At 64.9% G+C, this 23,430-nt stretch carries 15 protein-coding genes; 12 read left to right on the forward strand and 3 right to left on the reverse strand.

The window, feature by feature from the left end:
- Window positions 1–12 precede the first annotated feature (12 nt).
- The 8 genes from tssC to CKO15_RS01955 all read left to right on the forward strand — a co-directional run bounded on the left by tssC (window position 13) and on the right by CKO15_RS01955 (window position 11,834).
- On the forward strand, window positions 13–1,725 hold the full coding sequence (tssC, locus tag CKO15_RS01920; protein ID WP_242464496.1) for a type VI secretion system contractile sheath large subunit: 1,713 nt from the start codon (window positions 13–15) through the stop codon (window positions 1,723–1,725).
- 240 nt (window positions 1,726–1,965) lie between these two features.
- Window positions 1,966–2,451 (forward strand): Hcp family type VI secretion system effector, encoded by a 486-nt coding sequence (locus tag CKO15_RS01925; RefSeq protein ID WP_200191978.1) that lies wholly within the window; start codon window positions 1,966–1,968, stop codon window positions 2,449–2,451.
- A gap of 235 nt (window positions 2,452–2,686) precedes the next feature.
- Window positions 2,687–3,127, forward strand: a complete 441-nt coding sequence (gene tssE, locus CKO15_RS01930; RefSeq protein WP_200191980.1) for a type VI secretion system baseplate subunit TssE — start codon at window positions 2,687–2,689, stop codon at window positions 3,125–3,127.
- The gene (locus CKO15_RS01935) at window positions 3,128–4,906 is read left to right on the forward strand and encodes a type VI secretion system baseplate subunit TssF (protein ID WP_200191982.1); all 1,779 of its coding nucleotides are present in this window, start codon (window positions 3,128–3,130) and stop codon (window positions 4,904–4,906) included.
- The gene (locus CKO15_RS01940; protein WP_200191984.1) at window positions 4,896–6,491 is read left to right on the forward strand and encodes a type VI secretion system baseplate subunit TssG; all 1,596 of its coding nucleotides are present in this window, start codon (window positions 4,896–4,898) and stop codon (window positions 6,489–6,491) included. The genes CKO15_RS01935 and CKO15_RS01940 overlap by 11 nt, the downstream gene beginning before the upstream one ends.
- A gap of 148 nt (window positions 6,492–6,639) precedes the next feature.
- Window positions 6,640–8,928: a contractile injection system protein, VgrG/Pvc8 family gene (locus CKO15_RS01945; RefSeq protein ID WP_200191986.1), complete on the forward strand. Its 2,289-nt coding sequence runs from the start codon at window positions 6,640–6,642 to the stop codon at window positions 8,926–8,928.
- A complete protein-coding gene (locus CKO15_RS01950; RefSeq protein ID WP_200191988.1) occupies window positions 8,925–11,399 on the forward strand; it encodes a contractile injection system protein, VgrG/Pvc8 family in 2,475 nt (824 codons plus the stop codon). The genes CKO15_RS01945 and CKO15_RS01950 overlap by 4 nt, the downstream gene beginning before the upstream one ends.
- Before the next feature lie 39 nt (window positions 11,400–11,438).
- Window positions 11,439–11,834 carry a type II toxin-antitoxin system VapC family toxin gene (locus tag CKO15_RS01955; RefSeq protein ID WP_200191990.1) on the forward strand — a complete coding sequence of 132 codons (396 nt, stop codon included), beginning with the start codon at window positions 11,439–11,441 and terminating at the stop codon, window positions 11,832–11,834.
- A gap of 229 nt (window positions 11,835–12,063) precedes the next feature.
- On the opposite strand, the gene CKO15_RS01960 is transcribed toward CKO15_RS01955, so the two are convergent.
- From CKO15_RS01960 to CKO15_RS01970, 3 genes are all read right to left on the reverse strand, one after another.
- Complete coding sequence (locus CKO15_RS01960; RefSeq protein WP_200191992.1) at window positions 12,064–13,938, reverse strand: ethylbenzene dehydrogenase-related protein; 1,875 nt, start codon at window positions 13,936–13,938, stop codon at window positions 12,064–12,066.
- 516 nt (window positions 13,939–14,454) lie between these two features.
- Window positions 14,455–16,530 (reverse strand): hybrid sensor histidine kinase/response regulator, encoded by a 2,076-nt coding sequence (locus tag CKO15_RS01965; RefSeq protein WP_200191994.1) that lies wholly within the window; start codon window positions 16,528–16,530, stop codon window positions 14,455–14,457.
- 371 nt (window positions 16,531–16,901) lie between these two features.
- A complete protein-coding gene (locus tag CKO15_RS01970; protein ID WP_200191996.1) occupies window positions 16,902–17,447 on the reverse strand; it encodes a zinc ribbon-containing protein in 546 nt (181 codons plus the stop codon).
- A 462-nt stretch (window positions 17,448–17,909) separates the two neighbouring features.
- Here CKO15_RS01970 and leuS point away from each other — a divergent pair, with 462 nt between their 5' ends.
- From leuS to CKO15_RS01990, 4 genes are all read left to right on the forward strand, one after another.
- Window positions 17,910–20,378 (forward strand): leucine--tRNA ligase, encoded by a 2,469-nt coding sequence (gene leuS, locus CKO15_RS01975; RefSeq protein ID WP_200191998.1) that lies wholly within the window; start codon window positions 17,910–17,912, stop codon window positions 20,376–20,378.
- A gap of 1 nt (window position 20,379) precedes the next feature.
- On the forward strand, window positions 20,380–20,970 hold the full coding sequence (locus CKO15_RS01980; protein WP_200192000.1) for an LPS-assembly lipoprotein LptE: 591 nt from the start codon (window positions 20,380–20,382) through the stop codon (window positions 20,968–20,970).
- 3 nt (window positions 20,971–20,973) lie between these two features.
- Window positions 20,974–21,975, forward strand: coding sequence for a DNA polymerase III subunit delta (holA, locus tag CKO15_RS01985; protein WP_200192002.1), 1,002 nt, complete (start codon window positions 20,974–20,976; stop codon window positions 21,973–21,975).
- Window positions 21,976–22,148: 173 nt separating this feature from the next.
- A complete protein-coding gene (locus tag CKO15_RS01990) occupies window positions 22,149–23,429 on the forward strand; it encodes a glutamate-5-semialdehyde dehydrogenase (RefSeq protein WP_200192004.1) in 1,281 nt (426 codons plus the stop codon).
- Window position 23,430 lies beyond the last annotated feature (1 nt).

Below are 23,430 nucleotides of genomic sequence, written 5' to 3' on the forward strand. Positions count from 1 at the left end.
GAGAGCACCGTCATGGATTTGACCGCCGAGCGCACCCTGAGCCAGGCAGCACCCCATCCGGAAGGCCGTTTGGCGAGCCCTGCACCGCCCCAGTCGACCGCTACCGCTACCGCAATCCCTGCGCCTCAGGTGATGGCGCCAGCAGAGACGGCTACGGCCACAGCCACAACGATGGCCAAGGTGGAGCCGAGTGTGCCAGTCGCCACTGACTCAGTCGCCATTGACTCAGTCGCCACTGACCCAGTCGCCACTGACCCAGTCGCCAGTTACTCACGCCTCTGCGCCCTCGCCGCCATCGAGCCGGTCACCGGTACCCTCGAGATCGGCACCTTCAAAGACGCCACCGTCATGGCGGATATTCCGCTTGAGAGCCGGCTGACGGCGGCGCTGCACGTCTTTCTCGATCTCGCCGGAGAGAGTGCCTCGCCGGTCGAGCGCATCGATAAGAGTCTGCTCGATGAGTACATCGCCCGGATTGATGCGGCGGTCAGCGAACAGCTCGATGCAGTCTTCCACCACCCCGAGTTTCAGCGGATCGAGGCGGCGTGGCGCAGCCTGCGCTTTCTCGTCGAGCGCAGCGACCCGAAGGCCAACGTCAAGCTTGAACTGCTCGATCTCTCCAAGGCCGATCTGGTCGAGGAACTCGAGGATGTCACCGACATTACGCAGTCGGGTCTCTACCAGCACGTCTATGTGCAGGAGTACGACACCCCGGGCGGCGAGCCGGTCGCGGCGATGATCTCCGACTACGAGATCGGCTGCTCAGCGGCCGATATTACCCTGCTCAGCGAACTGTCGCGGATCGCCGCGGCGAGCCACTGCCCTTTTATCGCCGCCGCCGGGAAGTCGTTCTTCGGTAAGCCGTCGATCGACGAAGTGGTCAAGATCCCCGATATCTCCAGCTACCTCGATAAGGCCGAGTATGCGCGCTGGCGCGGATTCCGGGAGACCGCCGATGCGCGCTACGTCGGCTTGACCCTGCCGCGTTTCTTGCTGCGACTGCCCTACGGCGAGGACAACCCGGTGCGCAGCTTCGACTACACCGAGACGGTCAGCGGTCTCGATCACGAAAAGTACCTGTGGGGCAACGCCAGTTTCGCCTTCGCTGCGAACATGGCGCGCTCGTTTAAGGAGCACGGTTGGACCGTTAACATCCGCGGCCCCGAGGCCGGTGGGCGGCTTGAGCAGCTGCCGCTGCACCGCTTCGATCTAGGTCGTGGGACCCAAATCAAGATCCCGACCGAGGCGCTGATCTCCGAGAATAAAGAGCTCGAGCTGGCCGACGAGGGCTTTATCCCGCTGAGCTTCTATAAGAACAGTGACCACGCTTGCTTCTTCTCGGCCAACTCGGCGCAGCGGCCGGCGCAGTTCGCCGATACGGTCGCGACGGCGAACGCCCGGATCAACGCCCGCCTGCCCTATATCTTTCTCGTCTCGCGGTTGGCGCACTACTTAAAGGTGCTCCAGCGCGAAAACATCGGCACGGCGAAGAGCCGTCAGGACCTGGAGCACGAGCTGAACGACTGGCTGCAGACCCTGGTCACCAAGATGCAGAACCCCGATCCGACTCTGGTGGCGACTCGGCCGCTTCGGGAAGGGATCGTCCAGGTCGAGGAGGTCGCGGAGAACCCAGGGTTCTTCCGGGTCAGCATGGCGGTGATGCCGCACTTTCAAATTGAGGGTATCGATCTGAAGCTCTCACTGGTTTCGCAGCTGCCGGCCTAACCGGCCGGTTGCTCGAAAGAGGCGAGATCCGGCGGCGGGCGAGGGCTTACGTTCTTTAGCCAGGGAGTGGCTGACTTTGGCCAGGGAGTGGCTTAAGAGAAGCTGGTACTGGAGCTGAAGCTGAAGCTGAAGCTGAGATTGAAGCCGGCCGCCGGTCTCGCTACACGAAGGCAACATCAATTGCGATGGAATCGCACCCACGGAAAGCTCACGGAACGCACACGGAAGGAGCAGTAAAAAATGGCAATGCCTGCATATATGTGGCTCACGGACGATCAAGGCAACGAGATCGAGGGCTCGGTCAGCGTCATGGATCGTGAGGGCAGTATCGAAGTGCTCGGCTTCGAACACGAACTGCGCATCCCGACCGATAACGATACTGGGGCGCTGACCGGTACCCGCAAACACGAGGCGTTCGTCTTGACGAAGGCCTTCGATGCCTCCTCGCCCTACCTCTACAAGGCGTGCAGCAAGGGGCAGACGCTCGAGGAGCTGGTGCTGAGCTGGTATCAGATCGATGAGACCGGCAATGAAAAAGAGTACTTCCGCCACACCCTCAACGACGTCAAGATCACCTCGGTCAAGCCGGTGATGCACAACGTCAAGGAGTATGACAAGGAGCGTTTCCCGCACATGGAGCAAGTGGCGATCCGCTACGGGCGCATTACCTGGGCCTACATCGACGGCAACATCGAGTTCTCCGACTCGTGGACTGAAGGACGGTAAGCGGTGCTGTAAAGCGGTGCTGTGGTGAGTTCCGCAACGCAACGCAACGCAACGCAATGCAACGCAATGCAGCGGAGCGGAGCAGAGCCGCAAGGCCCGGCGGGTGGAAGGCCCGCACTCATGAAGGGGCTCTCGGCCGAAACAGCGGCGAGTGCAAGCAGCGAAGTAGCGGAGTAGCGCAGACAACGCGCAGATAGACAGCCAACGCCAAGGTTGCCAATGCCAAGGAGGCGCAATGAGCGGAGCCGGATTGCTCGATATCTTTGAAACCGTCGATCCTGATGAGCTGCCCGGTCTTGGGGCGAGCGTACACCACCACATTCAACGCCTGCTCAGCGCGCGGCGCGGCAGTCTGGTTCACATGCCGGAGTACGGTGTTGCGGCGCCGCCGGCGATTGATGCCGACTTCGATTACCGAGCGCCCTGGCTCGCAGCGCAGATTCAGGCGCTCATTTTGCGCTTTGAACCGCGGGTGCGCAGCGTTGAGGTGCTCGCTCGCATGCCGCGGGCGCGGGGGCAGCACGTCGTCGAGATCGTCGTAACCGCTGAGTTGTCCGACGACACCACCCTCGGAGCGTGCTTCGGCTTCTGCGGCAACGGCTCCGTGCAGGCGTTGAGCTCAACCGATCATGTAACCGCTCGTGACAACCGCAAAACCGCTGCGGAGGCGCACTAAATGAGGATGCAAGAGGCCTTCGCGCAGGAGATGCGGCGGTTGATTGAGGGCGGGGCCGAGTTGGCTCGGGCCCACCCGGAGCAGGCGCGTATGCTCAACCTTGATGAGGTGCACGATCGCGACCCCTACGTCGAGCGCCTCCTCGAAGGGGTCGCCTATCTGACGGCCGGAGTGCGTCAGGAGGTCGAACAGTCGCTATCGGTGGTTCATGAGCAGCTCCTTGAGGAGATCGCCCCCGAGCTGATCGAGCCCTATCCGAGTACGACCGTCTTGCAAGTCGGGCTCGATCCTGAGCGGTTGGCCGAGGCCGAGGTGCCGCTCGGGGCACTGGCTTACTCTGAACCGATCGCGGCCGCCGGTGGGGTCAGGATCCCGTTTGCTACTCTGCGCCCGTTGCATATTCGTGCCTTGACGCTTGAGCAGTCGCGCTGGATTGACGTGCCGACCGGGGGGAGTTCACTGCACTTGCGCCTGCACGGCCACCCTAATCTCTTTGCCGAGCCGCAGGCGCTGCGCGAGCTTCCGCTGTGGATCGATGCGGAGCCGGCGCTGGCCGAGGCGCTGCGCGCTGCCTTGCTGCGTAAGGTCGAGCGGGTGACTGTCCATCCGTTCCCGCTCCCTGGTCTGCGCGCTGGTTCGTTCGCTGAGGGCACGACCGGTGGTTACAGCGGTGCTGCTGGCCGCTTTGGCAGTCAGCAGCTGCACGTCGCCGCCCCTGTCACCGCCGCCCTGCCGTATGAGCGCGGTCAGCTGGCCGCTTCGCCGCTGGCCGAAAACCCCGCCCTGGGACGGCTGCAAGATCTCTTTCACGCCAGCGAGCAGCTGCTCTTCGTCAACCTGAATGGACTCGAGACGCTCGACTATCCGAGCGCCTGCGCGGGGATTGAGATCGTCCTGGACCTCGCCTGTGCTGCGCCCGTCGCCGCGGCGCAGCGCACCAATCTGCTGCGTTACGGCTGTGTGCCGGCGGTCAATCTGTGGCCGGTTGAGGCCGAACCGGTGCGCCTAGCCCCCGGGATGCGTTTGGCCCCGGTGCGCAGCCACGGCGATGGTCCTGGGGCGCGGGTCGTCCACCGTGTGATCTCGGTGCAGGGTCGTGATGCCAACAGTGGGGCACAGCTTCCCTATACCCCGATCGCTTCATGGGGGTTGGGCGGGGCGAGTGAGGCGGCACTCTTTCGAGTGATGCGGCGCGATCGCGGCGGTGGTCTCGGCGAGCCGCTGATTGAGTTGCCGGCTGCCGCTGCGACGCAGACGCTCTCCTGCTCGGTGCTCTGCTCGCACGGCCCGCTACCGCGCCTGCATCTTGGGCGAGGGGAGGTGACAAGCTGGGGGCCGGGGGTCGCTGAAGGGGTGACGGTGACCAACTTGCGTCGGCCAACCCCCTTCTATCCGGCGCCGACCACAGCGGCGGAGGTCCAGGCCCTGGCTGTTTTGCTGCGGGCCGATTTGGAGCGATTGGCGAGCGGTTTGCACTTGCGCGGTCTGGTGGCACAGCTGCTGCGCAGTGCTAACGCCGCAGCGCGGGGGACAGTGGCCGCCTTAGGGGCGGCCGAGTGCGCACCGGTGAGTCGTTGGCGACGTGGGGTGCTGGAGCAGGGGGTGGTGGTGCGGCTGACCTACGATGAGCGCCAACTCGCCGATCCTTCACGGGTACTGCTGCTGGGTGAGCGGCTGCACGCCGTGCTCTGTGAGTGGGCCCCGCTCGGTCGCTACGTCGAGTTGCAGCTGATCGGTTCCCCGAGCGGCGAGGCGGAGTGCTGGACCGATGCCGGGTGAACACTTGGAAATAGCACACCTGCACCCCGTGCAGGAGGTCGTCGGAGCGATGACAGGTGAGCGTGGGGAAGAGTCGAACCTCTTGGGGGGTGGTGCTGTTCTGGGGAGTCGATCGGTCACTGCGGCAGTGACCGGCACCGGCACCGGCACCGGCACCGACATCAGCATTGGCACCGAGAGTGGCGATGCGCTGGTGGTCGGACAGGCGCTCCGGCCTGAGGTCATCTATCCGGTGCTATCTTCCGATGCTGCGGTACCTACGATGACCTCTTCGAGCGCTGTACCAGCGTCTCCTGAGTTGGCCGCGCTTTTACCGGCCCTATTGGGCGTGAGCGCTGATGCGGATGCGGGCGCCGGTGTCAACGCCGCTGGTGGTGTCGCCCTCGGCTCAGATCCCGGCCCTCTGCCGTCGGCCCTGCAGCTTGAGACGTTGCGGGCGCAGGTGCGCCTCTTCGAGGATGCTGGCGTCTCCTATCGGGTGCAGCCGAGTCCGCTGCTCAGCTTCCCCGCCGGCGAAGTTCGCCGCACGAGCCTGATGCCGGCAACGGCTGCCACAGCCGCTCGTTGGCGCTTGGAAGTGAACTGTTTCGCGCTTTGTGGCAGCGACTCTCCACTGCCGCACTATTGGTTAGAACGGGCGCTGAGCGACGATCCGACCGGAGCTGCGGTGCGCGATCTGCTCTATTGGCTCAATGATGCAGTCTATGCTGCCTTGATCACCACTTGGCGGGCGGTCGATCAACGGCCCACGCTGGGCGCTTCAGGCGCTTCAGGCGCTTCAGGCGCTTCAGGCGCTTCAGGCGCTTCAGGCGCACCAGGCGCACCAGGCGCATCCAGCGCACTCGGCGCATTAGGTACGGTGACAGCACCGCAGCCGCCGTGGATGCGAGCCCTGGCCACCTTGGGTGGCTCCCTCGGTGCGGTTCCGGAGGCCCCCGGAGGGCTCGATCTCTTCCACCAGCGGCGGCCAACCGCCGCCGGTCTGCGCCGTCTGGTACAGCGGTTGAGTGGGGTGTTGGATGTCACCGTAACGGGGTGCAGCGTTCAGCGCCAGGCGGTGCCTTCAGTGCCTGCAAATGCCTCTGGAGGCCGGCCTGATCGGCGTGGAATCACGTCCAGAGGCGATCGAGCGGGATCACGCCCAGGTGTGCAGACGGCCCTGGGTGCGCGTAGGGTGCTTGGTGCGCAGACGGGCCTCACCCTCGGTGAGGACTTCGCCTTGGGGGAGCACGTCGCGGTTGCCGGCGGGTATCCGCGGATCGACGTGAGACTGCCCGATCCGGCAGCGCTGGCGATGCTCCATCCGCAAGGGACGCCGTTTCAGCGCTTACGGTACGGCCTGCGTCGCTATCTGGGGGCGACGAACGCAGTCGAATATGTTGCCAGAGCACCAGCGGGGCCTTGTCGGCGCTGGCGCCTAGGGGATTCTCCGGATACACCTGCTTCGGATACATCAAGCGCAGTTGCCGGTGCATCAATCGGGCTCGGCTTTACGACCTGTCTCGGTGAGCGTAGCGGCGCCGTCTATCGACGCGCTTTGATCCGTACCCAATTTTTGCCCTCCGGGACGCTGTCACACTGCTGAAGCATGGCAATGGTCGAGCGCTTTCCCCGGGAACGCCGACGTCCCCGTCGGCAGAAATTGAGAGGAATGCCGGCGAGGACGCCGGCGCTCCTGCTAGTATCAACGGCTGCATTAAGAATGCCTCTCGAATCACAAGGAGTCACACCCCATGGATCTGGGTCTTGCATCGCCTATCGCACCTGCCGCGCCTACTACACCCACCGCTTTCAATGCCCTCACCGCCCCTCACGAGCACCGACGCTTTCGCATCCAGCTCCCCGGCGTGCCGCCCGATCATGTCGAGGTCGAGCTGTTTGCCGGCGAGGCCGGGTTCGATCTCGACGCCTGCTATCGGGTGCGGATCGCCAGTAACCACCTGCTCGACCCGAGTGGGTGGCTAGGGCAGAGGGCCAGCCTTGCGGTCGCTTTAGCGCCGCAGCCGTCCGTCATTCACGGTCTCATCACCGCCTGTACCGAGGTTGCACAGCCGACCGCTCTGAGTTGTTTGGAGTTGCAGCTGCGCTCGCCGTTGTACGCGCTCTGCGGTCACTTTCCTCAGCGCGTGCTGCGCAACGCCACGGCCAGTGAAGCGGCACGCCAGCTGCTCACCGAACGGCTGCCGTCGTGGGCAGAGGTCGTCAGCGTGGTCACGGGCGAGGAGCGGCGACGACCGCTCTCAATCCAGAGCCACGAAAGCGACTGGGAACTGCTGCAGCGGCTCCTTGCGCAGGCCGGCCTATGGTTGCTGCTGCGGCAGCAGGAGGAGGGGGTCAGCGTGGTGCTTGGTGACGATCTCACTGCGTTGGAGGGTGGCACGGTGGCGCTGTCGTACCATCGCCACAGCGGTCAAGTGCAAGGGGTCGGAAAGAGTGTTTATGCACTGCGGCGCTGGAGTGCACTGGCGGTGACGGGCGATGCACCGCAGACGCTAGGCGGCGTCGAGATCGAGACCAACTGCTGTTTGGCACCGGGCATGATCTTGCAGTTGACCGATCATCCAGATCCGTCGCTCAACGACTCCTACCGCGTCCTTCACGTCGCGCAGTCCGGGGATCAGGCGGCCGCCATGCACGGCGGTACCGGTTGTGGACGAGCGAGTTTTGTCTGTCGCGCGCAGTTGCTGCCGGTCTTTGCCGGCGAATCGGCGCTGGCGGTGATGGCTCTGCTGCCGTCGCTCCGGAGAGGTTTTGGTCCGGGGCTGAATCCGGGGGTGGACCCAGAGCAGGAGTGGCGAGCCTCTTTTGTGGCGGCTCCAAGGCGCGGGGCGCACTACGCACCTCCGGTACAGGGTGGCTTGATGCTGGCCGAGATCGAGGGGACGACCCCCGGGCAAGCCCATCTCGATCGCAGTGGTGCCTATCGGCTGCGTTTTGCCTTGGACGGCAGCGACGCTTCGCCCGCTACTGCCAGTCCCCCGGTGCCGTCGCTGCAGCCGTACGGCGGACGCGGCTACGGGATGCACTGGCCGTTGCTGCCGCGAACCCAGGTCGCAGTCGCCGGCCTTGACGGGGATGCCGAACAGCCGGTGGTCCTCGGGGCTCTCGGCAGTGAACAGCAGCCGCTACCGGTCACCGGCCTCAATCCCTACGAGCACCTGTTATGTACCCCGGCTGGGCATCGGCTCAGCTGCGACGATCGACCGGGCGGCGAGCGGCTACATCTGGTTGCCGCGGCGAGCGCCGGGGAGCTGCTGATGGAGGCCGGTGGTGCGGGTGGCGATTTGAGTGAGGTTGCTGGGGAGGCGATCGCTGCAGAGGTGGTAGAGAGGCCAGTCGGTAAGGTGGGCGGCGAGGACAACGCGGAGGGCGAGATAGGCAGTAAGACGGGCACCCAGACGGGCGCTAAGAGCGGTGACACAGCCGCCAAGACCGAGAATCAAACAGGGCGTGCGGGCGCGTCCGCTACGGGGTCGTCCGCTACGGGATCGGCAGCGCGGTTGGTGCTGCGCGCCCCGCAGGGTGATCTAGCACTCAGCTGTGGCGGTTCGCTGGCGGTGGTGTGTGGCGCTGATCGACGGCTCGATGTTGCTGGCAGCTACACGGCACAGATCGGTGGCGATTACTCGGTCGAGGTCGGTGGTGGTGCGTTGTCGTGGCAGGCGGCCGGCGATTGGCAGGTGACGACGACAGCGGGTGATTTGACGTGGCAGACCGCTGCGGGTGCAGCGACGCTGTCAGCCGCGACAACCGTGAACGTCGAGGCCGGTCAGGGCGTGAGTCTGCAAAGCGCAGCAGGCGATCTCGCGATTACCGCGGCGGATGGCGATCTGTCGCTGCGCGCCGCGCACGATGTGGCGGTGATCAGTGATGGCGACGGAGTGTTGACGATCGGCAATGCCCACGGCGGTATCTATATCGGGGCCGACGGTGAGATACGGATCAGCGGCCTCGAAGTGACGCTGAGCGCTCAGCAGCAGATCGTGCTGCAGGCCGACGAAATTGTGGAGAACGGGGCGTGAGGCGGGCAGCAGAGGTTTGGGGAGGGTTGACCATCGGTCAGCAGCACTACGCCGTAGAGACGATGGAGGGTTACGAAGCGCTGGGAGAGCCCTTTCACTATCGGGTGACCGGCGTGCTGGCGGCGGCTGACGCGCTGGCGGGGGCGCCGTCTGATCAAAGCGGCGCTTGCGCGGATTTCTCCGCGGCTTCGTCTGCAGCTTCGTCCGGGGCTTCGTCCGCGAAGGTGCCCACAGAGTCGGTCGTGGGATCGCCGGCGCTGCTGAGTTGGGGCAACGGCGACTGCGGTCAGCGCCAGGTGAGCGGTGTGGTGACCTACTGGTGCAGTGGTGACAGCGAGCCTGAGTTGGCCCTTGGCCCACTCACGGGGCAGCAGCCCCATCGGTATACTGCTGCTGCCTCGGGATGCACGGCGCGTCGTTTCACGGCGATCATCGAGCCGCGTCTGGTGCTGCTTGATGGCGCGAGTGAGCAGCGCCTCTATAGCCCGGTCGATCTGGCCACCTGGGTGCCGAGTGTGCTGGCGGAGGTCGGCTACCCGAAGACGGCGATCGAGTGGCGGGTGCCGCCTGAGCTCTCCGCGCGTCGCTACGTCTTGCAAGCCGACGAGAGCCGCTGGGCGCTGCTGCAGCGACTCCTGGCGCGACTCGGTATCTATTATGCGTGGATTGGCGCTGGGTCAGGTGCTGGTGCTTCAGGTTCCGGGCAATGTGCTGGACAGGAAGCGGTGTCGGGCGGTGGACTGGGAGACGAATCGGGCCAAAAATCGGGCCATGGATTGGGCCAGGAATGGGACCAGAAATGGGGCGACAGATCGGCTTGCAAGTCGGGCGATCAATTGAGCGACGATGGAGATGAGCGGCTGCGCTTCGTCGTCGACTCGGCCGATTTGCCGGTACGCCGCAGACCGCTGCGGGTTGCCCCTCCGGGGGCGGTTGCAGCGGCGCTGGTCGGAGTCGATGAGGCTGCAGACGATGGCGGTGAAAGGGCCTCTGGTGAGGAAAAGGGCGCTGTGGCGAATCGCTCGCATCCAGGCTACGACCTGGCCGGCGTGCGTCTTGTCCGTCGTGCCCCGCCGACGCCGGCGGCGGTCGAGATGCGTGCTGCGGCGCGCACCGATTGCTACGAAGAGGCGGTCTGGCTGCAGCGAGTGCGGGCGGAGCGGGCGCAGGCCGCCGCCTATCAAGTGCATGCCTGGGGGCCGTGTGCCGATCTTAGCGCTGGGCTGAACGTCTGTATTGAAGGAGAGTGCGACGATGCTGCCGGGGCGCTGCGGTCAGGTGTCGAGGGGCGTCATTTGATCACGGCGGTGCGCCATCGACTGCGCATCGATGGCGCTGTGGGTGATTGTTACACGGCCGAGATCACCGCTCTCCCGGAGCTGAATGCGGCGCAAGTGCTGCACTACCGTCCACCCGAGCCGCCGCCACAGCCGCGCCCGCTGGTGATGCAGGCTGAGGTCGTCGGCGCTCCGACCGGCTACGGCGGTGTTGCCGTGCGTCTGCCAGGCGTGCCGCCTGCCGTTACCCAGGCCGCTGTCGCCGGGGCGGCGCTGCCACGTTTAGTGCCCTACGCCGCCCCGGCGGTGCAGCGGGCCGGCTGGCAGACGCCGTTGCTGCCCGGTCATCACATCCTCGTCTCCTGTTTCAATCACGACCCCGATCTGCCGATCATCTTAGGGGTGATCCCGACCGATCAAGAGCGGCACCTGGCGGGTCGCAGCTATGGGCGCGATGGCGGCTATGTCACAGCGGCTGGACAGGGGTTGAGCCTCCACGGTGCCGGTTTGACCGCGGCCGCCGGCTCACGGCTACTGCTCCACGGCCCGCAGCAGGCGAACTGCCTGGAGATGGCGGCGGGGCAGGGCGGATCGGATGGTCAGAGAGGGCAGGGCGGTCAGGGTATGGGTGCCGATCGCGTGCACCTGCGCTGTCGCGACGGTGCGCTGAGGCTGGAGAGTGCGATCGACCAGAGCGAGTCGTGTGGTGGTGACTATCAGCTGCGGGTCACAGGCTGCGAACACCTGCAGCTCCACAACGGTTCGGCGTATAACGAATCGGCAGCGAACGTCCGTTATCGCCTCGCTGGCAGTGCCGCTGGCAGCGTCACCACTGGGGGCGTCGGCGTCACCGGCAGCGCCGGGCAGGATTTGGCGTGGCGCAGCGGCCGTGCGCTCACCGTCGATGTCAGCGACAGCGTAAGCGGGCACGCTGAGCACGGGATGGAGTTTACTGCTACAGCCGGTGACGTAACTGCCGCAGCCCCAAATGGTGCCATGGTAGTGCGGGCCGGCGCCGGGGTCGCACTGACGAGCATCCAAGGTACGGTGACGCTGGCCAATGCTGCGCAGTCGGCCGGCGTCACCGTGAGTGCGACGGGGGCGCTGTGCATCTGGGGTGAGCGCATCGTGGTCAGCGGCGAGACCGCCATCGCCCTGCGCGGCGAGCGCATCGCGCACAGTTCGGCACGGTAGGCCTAGGCCAGTCCAACTGCCTATCGTACAATTGTCTATATGGACATCGTCGCCGACACGAACATCTTTCTTGCGGTTGCTCTGAACGAGCCAGAGAAAGACCGGATCATCACGCTCACGACCGGTGTGTCGGCGTTGGCGCCTGAAATCTTGCCGTATGAGGTCGGGAACGCGCTTTCGGCAATGGTTAAGCGACGCCAACTTACCGAATCAGAGGCCCTGGAGGCTGAGAGGTCGGTGGGACGCATCCCTGTTCGGTTGGTGTCCACGGACATACATAGTTCGCTGCGGCTTGCTCTGGAGCAAAGTATTTACGCCTATGACGCATATTTCCTGCAATGCGCAAGGGAACGATCGTGCCCATTACTGACTCTTGATCGCCGTATAAAGCAGGTGGCAGCAGAGATCGGGGTCACATTACTGGAGTCAACATGATGAGGGTGTTTACGTATTCTGAAGCCCGGCAAAACTTGTCGAAATTGCTGGCCCTAGCTCAGCGAGAAGAGGTGGAGATCAGGAGAAAGGACGGCAGCACATTTTCACTCCGCGCGAAGCGCAAGGAGTCAAAGTCACCGTTTGACGTGCCTGGAGTAAGCACGGGAGTCACGACCTCAAACATTCTTGAGGCGCTTCGGGAGTCGCGTGAGCGCTAATCGGGTCACGCTCACTCGTTTCTAGCGACCCTAATCAGCGGCAGCCGCCCGCGCAGACCGTCGGGGTCGGTGTCGTAGAGCGACGCTACGGCCTCTAAGTAAGCGGTTTCGCTCCCTTCGGCGACCAACCCGACCGGAAGGGTGACGTAGTGGCTGCGATTTCCGACGTGATCATCGTGGATGCCGAAGCCGAAGGTCAGTCCGGCCTCCTCGAGCGCCTCTCCCAGGTCGTGATCGGTGATCAGTTGCCCGTCGCGCGTTTTGGCTTCGAGCGGGCGCACCACGACGACGTCGTAACGGCCCGTCCCGTCGTCAGTCTTGCTCCAGCCGGTAAAGGCCCAAGCGCGGCTCTGCGCCCCCTCGGCCTCCTGCAGGACCCGCCTGGGGATCAAGATTCCGTCTTCTAGGACGTCGCTCAAGGCGTCACCGGCGCTCCCGTGGGGGCCGAAGTCCTCCTGCAGGATATACGCCTCGCCGTCCCAAGCGATCAGGTGGTCATCCTTGGCCAGATCGATGGCGTTGTTGCGTGGGTGGCCTGGTTCGACGATCAGCGGCCCCGCTCCTTCACGCCGCTGCTCGGCGAAATCGTCCTCACTGAGCCCCCAAAACCCGGTCTCCCGCGGGTCGTAGAGGTAACGAAGGTAACCGTCGCCCTCGACCCCATCGCCGGGGTCCTGGTTACGCCAGTTGCTGCGGCCGCTTGCGGCGAATCGTTCATCCGCTTCAACGTGTGCGTTATTGCCCAGGCGATAGTGGTAGACGTAGTCTGCCGAGGCGTGACCCATTGGCGCCGATCGCCCCGTGCGCACTTGGAAGAGATCGAGAAAACGCCCCTGCGCCAACGAGTCGGCAAGCGCCTCTGTGTTGTTGCCCGCGTAGCGGGTGGCCAGCCGCTCGGCGACTTGATAGGCATCGGGCTCCTGGCCCTCTAGGTTGCGGCTATTGAGGGTGTAGTGGCGCAGATCGGAGCGTCCCTCAAGGAGTGTGCCGGCGACGTCGTCGGCGCTCGGCTCGTGGGCACCGGGCATGTTGCGCAGATCGTTGTGGCAGGCCATGAAACAGCCGTGGGCGTTGAAGTTGCCGCTCTCGCCCCCGGCAAAGGCGTCGGTTACGGGCTGCGCCGCCGGTGCGCTCATGGCTACAAAGCGCTCTTCGTAGTCAAAACGCCCGTGTGCCGCGAGATCGTCGGGGCTGACCGGATCGGCGCGCTCAGGGCCGGCGTTGCGTTGCGTCCCTCGATCGCCGAAGGCCTGCGCATCGGCACTCCAGCGATAGGTCTGGTGGGTGATGTTCGGTCCCGGTTCGCCGCTACCGCGACCGCTGGCATCGGTCGTGGAGAGCCAAGAGGCGTGAATATAGAGGTAGTCGTCGTCGCGCGCGGCGCGCAGTTCCAGCGATCGCGTGCCCGGCTTGTCGTAGTCCGTGGTTGCTGCGTTGAGATCGACATCCATCTCGAAGGGGCTGAACGCGGCCCACTCCCACTCCTCGGCGATCCCGCCGTGGCCGTACTCCGGGTCGGCGTGGCAGTTCCAGCAGCCGGTTGGGCTGCCGGGCTCGAAGGTCTGCCACCCCTCGTGGCCTGCCGTTGCTGCCCCTTCGTGGTAGCCGCTGCGTGGCTGAGCCCCCTCGCCGGCATTCGACAGCCACAGCCGATTGGCCTGATTAGGGTAGAAGGCGGTGATCTGCATCGGCGGGCCGAACTCGAGTTCACTCAAGCGTTCAGCGACTCGCAGTTGCTCGGGATCGGTCATCGCGAAGAGATCGAGCGGTGGCAGCGGGGTTGAGGCGGCCGTCTGCTCGGCGTCACGTTCGGTCTGTGACAGCCCCAGGCTTTCACTCAGGCTTTCGCAGCCTGTCGCTCCAGCAAGCGCCCAGCCGAGCACCATGGCTGCTACGGCGCCCCTTGAATGGCGGATGGAGCGAGTTGAGAGGGTTGAACTGGCGGAGTCTCCGAAGCTAGTAAGGCTGGCAAAGCCAGCAAAGCCCGTTATCGAGCCCCGCCCAGGTTTTACCTCCGGTACTGCCCTTGCTATAATTTTGTTCATCCGCCCCTCAACACTCCGTCCGCGTCGCCATTACACCCCCATGGGGCGATCATCGTTGGGTCCACTTTGCCAAAAAGCCTCCAAACTTCCTACTCCCGCTGCCCGCTGCGGCCTTGATCATTCACTGGTCCACAAGCCCGCCACTGAGCGGAGGGTAGCGGTCGCCGCCTGGGAACGCCGGCGTCCTCGCCGGCATGCATGAGAAGAATGCCGGCGAGGACGCCGGCGCTCCCAGGAAAAGCCCTCGCCACCGCCATGCTTCTGCAGTGTGGCAGAGTCCCGAAGGACAAACGCTGGGTGCTGTTTGGCAAAGTCGACCAAGCGATGATCACCCCCCCGCTGCCGAATGCCAGGTGCTCAGCGCCCCGGGATCGACGGCGTATCGAAGATCAGGGCTTGTTCGAGGTCGGTGAGTTGGAGGGGCTTGCCGATTACGGCATCGAATGCCGCGGCCGCGGCGGGGTCGATGCTACGGGTGTCGGCAGTAACCGCGATGACTCGGATGGCGGCTAGCTGCGGATCGCGGCGAATTGCCCAGAGGATCTCGGTACCGTGGCAATCTCCTAAGTGCAGATCGAGCAGAACCACGTCCGGCTTTTCGCGTTGTAGTGCCGCTAGGCCGCTGGCGCCGGTATCCGCCTCACGGAGGCAGACTGTAGGGTATTTACTCAGCAGTCCGCGGACCAGCAGCCGATTGAGCTCCTGATCCTCGATGTGCAATACCCGCAAGGGGGCGGATCGGGCTGTCCACTTGGGGGCGGTGCGCGATCCCTCTACGCTGATCGGCCTTGGGGAGGGATCACTACGGTCTGCGCGGGGATGATCGGTAGCGGTGAAGGGGGCGGTGTGGGTGACCGGTTGGCCATCGCCGCTGATCTTAGCCGCTAGCGGCAAACGCAGGCAGAAGGTGCTGCCGCGCCCCGCGGTGCTACTGGATAGCTCCAAATCGCCGTCCATCCGCTCCGCGAGTTGCTTCGAGAAGCTTAGCCCAAGGCCGACCCCAGGGATGTTGCCGTGCTGACGGCCAGCGCGGTCGAAGGCGATGAAGATGCGCTCTTGCATCTCCGGGGCGATACCGTCGCCGTCGTCTTCGATCTCAAGAAGTGCTGCCTGATCGGTCGCGCGGCAGCGTAGGGTGACGTGGCCACCGCGGTGGTTGTACTTGATGCCGTTTAAGATCAAGTTGCTGAGGATCTGTTTGATACGCACCGGGTCGCCGTGGACAAGAGTCTCGGGCCGTTCTGGGAGGCTAAGGCGAAGCTCAATCCCGCGTTCAGCGGCGACAGGGCGCAGTAGCGCTATACTCTCCTCGCAGAGCGCGGCAATGACTACGGCCTCGGCGTGAAGCGTCAGCGCTTCGGTCTCAAGCGCACCGAAATCGAGGATATCACCGAGCAGGTCGTGTAGGTGGCTGCCGGCTCTGAAGATGTGGTGGGCGTGTTCGCGGCGCTGAGCCGATGATATCTCCCCCTCCCGCTCCAGCAGTTGAGCGAACCCGAGCATGGCGTTGAGCGGGGTGCGCAGCTCATGGCTCATCACCGAGAGAAACTCCGATTTGGCTTGGCTGGCGCGTTCGGCTGTGCGGCGGGCCCGCTCGGTCTCCTCGCTACTCTGCCGCAGCGCAGTGATGAGCTGATTCACCCCCCGCTCTAAGGTGGTGATCTCATCGTTGCCGTGCGCATTCAGGTGCTGTGAAGAGGTCAGATCGCTCGCCATCTCTTTGACGCCGCATTCGGCACGCCGCAGCGGCTGCGTGATGCTGCGTGCAATGAGCAGCGCACCGGCGAGAAAGAGGGCAGTCAGCGCCGCGGTTACGCCGGCAAAGCGTGCCGCAAAGGCCCACGCCGCCTGGTTGATGCGCTCCACATAGACCCCGGAGCCGACGATCCAGTCCCACGCATCAATCCCCTGTACGTAGGAGATCTTCTCCGCTTCGCGACCGTTCGGATCGCCCGGCAGCGGCCAACGATAGCGGTAATAGCCGCTGCCCCGATCGTCGACAATCTCGACAAAGGCGGCAAAGAGGCGGTTTTCGGCGCTGTCTTGAAAGTCGCCGACGTAGCGCCCGTTGAGTTCGGGCATGATCGGGTGAACAATCATGCGGGGTTCGCGATCGTTGATCCACAGATACTCGCGCGAGCCATCGTCGTAGTGGCTATAGCGCATGGCCTCAATCGCCTCTACGGCGCGCTTCTGGGCTTGCTCCTGGGTAAGATCACCACGGGCGGCACGCGCTGCGTACGACTCCACCAGGGTGGCGGCGCTTTCAACGACGTAACGGGCGGCATTTTTCCGCTCCGCCATGGCTTGGCTGCGGGCGTCTAGCGTCGCCATCAGACCGGCCGTGAGGAGACCGGCGGGGAGCAGGGTGACCAGGATGAGGATGCGGGCGCGAACGGTAAGGCGCCGCAGCCTTGAGAGCGTGAGCAGCATGGCGGCCTACCCTATAGCGCTTACGATGCGATTCCCTTCATTTCGTTCCGGAGCCTAAAACACTCTACAGCGAGGAGCAGTTTGAGCCCGGCCCGTCTGCTGTAGTACGCGGGCGAGCCGTCCAGGCACGCTAGATTGCGACCGCGCAAATCGTAACACGATGCGCGAACCATGCGAGTTTCTAACGCTGGCGATCAGAAAAACTGATAGTTCTGTGGGGTTGATTAGTGGCGCCCGCGGCGGGGCAGCCAGCTGCACGAGGGCGACTGGACGCCCATGCGGGCACAGACCGGCTGACGCCGAATTGAGAAGGGATTGGGCGGACGATCCATGCCCGTACAGCCACCGTCTAATGCCGTCCCGGGGAGGTCTTAAGCCGTCTCCCCGGTATCGCTGCCACCGCCGATCCGCACAAAGTCACGTTGCTCGCAGCCGGGGCAGCGCGGGATCGGGTCGGGACGGGTGAAAGTGATCTCGCGCCCGCAGGCGAGGCACTGTAGAGTGCCCGGGCCGCAGACCTCGCCGGTGTGATAGAGGCTCGGCTCCCCGGTTGTCGTAAAGCCTTGCAGCTCCAGTTTGGTGCGATCGGCGATGGAGGAGAAGGCGTCCCATAGCCAGCTCTCTAGCATCTGCAGATCCATGCGCAGCCAGTCACCGAGGTGCGGATCGTCGTCGGCCCGCTGCGCCAGCCACGCCCCGGCCTCTTCGGCATCGCGGCGTAGGTAGCGGGCGACCTGCTCCGCCTCTGCAGCACTGAGTTCGCCGGCTTCGACCATCTGTTGTTGCGTCTCGGTGACCGCCTCGGCGAAGGAGGGGACCTCTTTATCGGCGGCGGCGAAGCGCTCGCGCAGATGTGCCAGCATGCGCTCGTAGCCGGTGCGTAGGCGCTCTTGATCGGGTGATCCGACGTCCGTCATCTATCGATTCCTCCTGCAACGGCTCCCAGACCGCTCCGGGGCGCTAATCGGGTGGGCTGCTCGAATCAAGCCGCGCCCCTCGGCGCGGGTCGCTGATCTTTTGTCGCGAAGGCCCCTAGCTAGCAAGAATACCACTCTGGCGAAGCGTGTTGCACCGGGCACGGTGCTGTTGGCGCGTTGCGGGCTGGTACTTTGCAGCACGCTGCACCGGGCGCTTTGCAGTGTGCACCTCGCGTCTGGCACGTGGTGCACGCGGCGATGTGGCGAAGCGCACTGCAGTGCTAGGCTCCGATCGCGTATACCGATCACGTTTTGCGATCCCTTCCCTTCGGTTGCAACTCGCCGTGCGTTATCCTTAGGTGCTCGACACCTTGTCACTCACACTCACCACCACACTTCCACTACACCGACACTACACCGAGAAGCGTAAGCCGAGAACCCAACGCACGAGAACCCAACGCAATGGAAGAGCAGTATCAACCGCACCGCATTGAAGCCGCAGCGCAAGCCTACTGGGAGGAGAAGCAGACCTTCCGCGCCCACGAGGACGACCCGCGTCCGAAGTACTACTGTCTCTCGATGTTTCCCTATCCGAGTGGGCGGCTGCACATGGGCCACGTCCGCAACTACACCATCGGCGATGTGGTCAGCCGCTATAAGCGGATGCAGGGCCATAACGTCCTGCAGCCGATGGGCTGGGACGCCTTCGGTCTGCCGGCCGAGAACGCGGCGATTGAGCGCGGTGTGGCGCCGGCAGCGTGGACCCGCGAGAACATCGCCGCGATGCGTGAGCAGTTGCAGCGCCTCGGCTTTGGCTACGACTGGCAGCGCGAGCTGGCGACTTGTGATCCCGACTACTACCGCTGGGAGCAGTGGCTCTTTATTCGCCTCTATCAAAAGGGGTTGGTCTACCGGAGGACGGCCGTGGTCAACTGGGATCCGGTCGATCAGACGGTGCTGGCCAACGAGCAGGTGATCGACGGGCGGGGCTGGCGCTCCGGGGCGCTGGTCGAGCAGCGTGAGATCCCGCAATGGTTTCTGCGCATTACCGACTACGCCGATGAATTGCTCTCTGGGCTCGATGCGCTGCCCGGCTGGCCGACACAGGTCTGCAACATGCAGCGCAACTGGATCGGCCGCTCGGAGGGGGTTGAGCTGCGCTTTGCCATCACCGGTCGTGACGAGCAGCTGACGGTTTTTACGACTCGCCCCGATACGCTCTACGGCGTCACCTATATGGGGTTGGCGCCCGAGCACCCACTCAGTCTTGAGCTGGCGGAGAGCAACCCGCAGATCGCCGAGCTGGTCGCCGAGGCGCGCACCGGCGGTACTGCCGAGGCGGATCTGGCGACCCGCGAAAAGCGTGGCGCCGATACTGGGTTAACGGCGATCCACCCGCTGACTGGTCAGCCGATCCCGATCTGGGTCGCGAACTTCGTGCTGATGGGCTACGGCTCGGGGGCGGTGATGGCGGTGCCGGCGCACGATCAGCGCGACTGGGCCTTTGCGCGCGCCTATGGGCTGCCGATCGAGCCGGTCGTCTACCCGGGGGATGGCAGCGATCTCGATATCAGCGAAGGGGCCTTTACTGCCCCTGGTGTGCTCGTCGACTCCGGGCCCTTTAGCGGCATGCCGTCGGAGCGTGCGAGCGCGGCGATCGCCGAACGGCTCGAGGCCGCCGGTCAGGGCGAGCGCCGCATCCAGTTCCGACTGCGCGACTGGGGGGTGTCGCGACAGCGCTACTGGGGGGCGCCGATCCCGATGATCCACTGCCCGCACTGCGGGATCGTGCCGGTCCCGGAGGCGGAGTTGCCGGTGGTGCTGCCCGAGCAAGTCGATCTGAGCGGGGGCGGCTCGCCGCTGCGCAGCATGCCGGAGTTCTACGCCACGACGTGCCCGCAGTGCGGGGCGGCGGCCGAGCGCGAGACCGACACCTTCGATACCTTTATGGAGTCGTCGTGGTACTTCGCCCGCTTCGCCTGCCCCGATCAGCATCAGGCCATGCTCGATGAGCGCGCCGATCAGTGGACGCCGGTGCATCAGTACATCGGTGGTGTCGAGCACGCCGTGTTGCACCTGCTCTATGCGCGCTTTTTCCATAAGGTGCTGCGCGATGAGGGGTTGCTGCACTCCGATGAGCCCTTTACCCGCCTGTTGACGCAGGGGATGGTGCTCAAAGAGGGCGTGAAGATGTCGAAGTCGAAGGGCAATACGGTCGACCCGCAGGCCCTCGTCGATCGCTTCGGCGCCGATACGGTGCGTCTTTTCACCATGTTTGCCGCCCCCCCCGAACAGTCGCTCGAGTGGTCTGATAGCGGGGTCGAAGGGGCGGCGCGCTTCCTTCGTCGTCTCTACGCCTTGGTGCGCGATCACCTGGCGCACGGTGATCTGCCGGCCGATGGCGAGCCGCTCAGCACGGCCTCGCTCGATAGTGAGCAGCAGGCACTGCGCCGCAAGGTCCACGAGACGATCGTCAAGGCGAGCGACGATATCGGTAAGCGCTTTACCTTCAACACGGCGATCGCCGCCGTTATGGAACTCTCTAACGCCCTCGCTAAGGCGGTGGGGGAGGCCGACCCGGTGACGCGGCGGATCGTCCGCGAGGGGGTGGAGGCGGCCGTGCTGATCCTCGCACCGATCACCCCGCATCTGAGCCACCATCTGTGGTCGGCACTCGGCCATACCACCCCGGTGGTCGATGCGCCGTGGCCGCAGGCCGATGAGCAGGCGCTGGCACGGGCCGAGGTCGAGCTGGTGGTGCAGGTCAACGGCAAACTGCGTGGCCACGTCACCCTGCCGGTCGGCGCCGATGAGGCGACGGCGCGCGAGGCCGCTCTAGCCGAGGCGAACGTACAGCGCTTTATCGAAGGGAAGGCGATCAAGAAGGTCGTCCTGGTGCCGGAGAAGTTGATCAATGTGGTCGCGCAGTAGGATGGATAGCAGTCGAGGCAGTCGAGGCAGTCGAGGCAGAATTGGCGGCGACGGCCTTGGCCGTAGCGCTGGTGGTGCCGATCGCTGTGCAGGGTGGCGCTGCATGGCGGTGGCGTTGCTGCTGCTGCCGCTGGCGCTGCCGTGGCTGACTGCTTGTGGCTGGCAGCTGCGGGGCTCAGGTGCCGGGGCATCGCTCGACGGCCAGGGCGTCTATCTCGCTGATGAGGTCGGCAGCGCCTCGCTCTACAGCGAGGCAAGGCGTGCCATTGAACTTGCCGGCGGTCGCTACGTTTCAAGCCGTGGCGAGGCCGACTGGGTGTTGACCCTCCACGATCAGGAGCGGGAGCGTGAGACGGGAGCGGTCGGCGTCGGTGGCGATGCCCAGGACTACCGCCTTTACTACCGGATCGACTACAGCGTCAGCGCTGTCGACGGCGAGCGGCGCCTGAGTCGTCAACGTTTTGAGAGTTCCCGGACCTTTGCTGAGCCGGCCGGCGGGGCCGATGCCCGGCGCCAGCGTGAAGACGAACTCGAAGAGGAGTTGCGCCGCGATGCGCTGCGCATGATTTTGCTTCGCATCCAGGCGCTCTAGGTCGTGTCTAAACCCGAGCATCCCGAAGCACTCTATCGGCGGCTTAAAACGCAGCTCCCGGCGGTCTGTCTGATCGCCGGTGAGGAGCCGCTGTTGCAGCGCGAGGCGGGTGACGCGGTGCGGGCTGCGGCACGGCAGGCTGGGTATAGCGCCCGCGAAGTGCTTGAGGTCGAGACAAACTTCGACTGGCGACGACTCTACGATACTGCGGCGACCCTGTCGCTCTTCGGCGAGCGGCGGCTGCTGGAGTTGCGTATGGCGAGCGCTAAACCGGGCTCTGCCGGATCGGCGGCACTGCAGGATTATTGTAAGAAGCCGCCTGCCGACACCGTGCTGCTGGTGACTTGTGGCCGGCTCGAACGGGCCGCTCGGGAGTCGGCGTGGGTGAAGGCGTTGGCCGCGGCCGGAATCTTTGTCTACTGCTGGCCGCTGTCAGCGGGTAAAATGCCGCAGTGGGTTGAGCAGCGTTTGCGCGCCGCTGGGTTGATCCCCGAGCGTGAGGCGGTGGCGACGATCAGCGACTTGGCCGAGGGCAATCTGCTGGCCGCTGACCAGGCGATCGAGAAGTTGCGCCTGTTGGTCGGTAAGGGGCCGGTCGATGGTCCGACCGCGCGGCAGGCCCTGGCCGATAGCGCCCGTTACGGCGTCGATGACTTGGCCGATGCCGCACTCGCCGGCGAGTTGGTGCGGGCGCAGCGGATCTTAAACGGTCTCTACGCCGAGCGGGTGGCGCCGCAGCTGATCCTCTGGGCGTTGGCGCGCGATATTCGGGTGGCCGCGCGCCTCGCCGCTGGTGCCGAGCAGGCGGTGTTGACGCGTGAGCGGATCTGGAGGTGGCGGGCCGAGCGGCTGCAGCGGGCAGCGCGTCGGTTGCCGTTGGCGACTTGGCGGCAGCTGTTGCGCCGCTGCCACCGCGTCGATTGCGCCATCAAGGGGGTGCCCCCGGGGCGTCCGCAAGAGGAACTGCGTGCGCTGGTCTTGCGGCTGGCGCGAGCGCTCGGCTGAATTTTATTTTTTGGGGTGGGGGGGCGGCTCGGCGGCTTTGCTACCATAAGCCCAGCATAAGTCCAGCATACGCCCAGGGCGATTGTGCAGCGACTGCGAAGGGTAGCTGAAAGGTCGCCGAATCAATAAGGTGGCTGAATAAGGTAGCAAATCGATAACTCAGGAGAGGGTGCATGAGTACTGAAACTTCCGCTGCAGGCTCGATCACCGCGATGGTGCACGAGGTCGGTCAGCGCGCGCGCGCAGCCAGTCGTCTCTTGGCGCGCTCCTCCACCGCCGCGCGCAACAACGCTCTGCACGCCATGGCCGCGCGCATCGAGGCCCACGCCGAGGCGATCGCCCAGGCCAATGCCGAGGATCTGGCCGCTGCCCGTGAAGCCGGTCTTGAGGCGGCCTTGATCGACCGAATGGAGCTGACTCCGGAGCGCATCCAGGCGATGGCCGACGGCTTACGTGAGATCGCCGCACTGCCCGATCCAGTCGGTGCGGTGCGTGATCTTGCCGCTCGCCCCTCGGGGATTCAGGTCGGTAAGATGCGCGTCCCGCTCGGGGTGATCGGCATCATCTACGAGTCGCGCCCGAATGTGACGGCCGACGCTGCCGGACTCTGCATTAAATCGGGGAACGCAGCGATCCTGCGCGGCGGCTCGGAGGCGATTCGCTCCAATCGGGCGATCGCCGAGCAGGTCCGCGCCGGTCTTGAGCAGGCGGGCTTGCCAGGGGACGGTGCGCAAGTGATTGCGACGACCGATCGCGATGCGGTCAGGGCGCTGATTCAGATGCCGGAGTATGTCGATGTGCTGGTGCCGCGCGGTGGTAAGTCACTGGTCGAGCGGATCAGCAACGAGGCACGGGTGCCGGTGATCAAGCACCTCGACGGCATCTGTCACGTCTATATTGATGATGAGGCCGATTTCGATCAGGCGGTGGCGATCGCCGTCAACGCCAAGACGCAGCGCCTCGGCACCTGCAATACCATGGAGACGTTGCTCGTCGCCGCCGCCGTTGCCGAGCGGATGCTCCCGGAGATCGCCCGGCAGATGACCGACGCCGGTATCGAACTGCGCGGTTGTGCGCGGACCTGCGCCCTAGTCCCGACGGCGCACCCGGCGAGCGAGGAGGATTGGGCGACGGAGTATTTGGGGCCGATCCTGAGCATCGCCGTGGTCGACGATCTCGATGCAGCACTGGCCCACATCGAGCGCTACAGCTCGGCCCACACCGAGGCTATCGTGACGCAGAACTACACCAAGGCGCAGCGCTTCTTGCGTGAGGTCGACTCCAGCTCGGTGATGGTCAACGCCTCGACGCGCTTTGCCGACGGCTACGAGTACGGACTCGGGGCGGAGATCGGCATCAGCACCGATAAGCTGCACGCACGGGGGCCGGTCGGTCTCGAGGGGCTGACGACCGAGAAGTACATCGTCCTCGGCGACGGGCAGGTGCGCCGTTAGC

The organism is Halorhodospira abdelmalekii, assembly GCF_016583625.1.
Lineage (GTDB): Bacteria > Pseudomonadota > Gammaproteobacteria > Nitrococcales > Halorhodospiraceae > Halorhodospira > Halorhodospira abdelmalekii.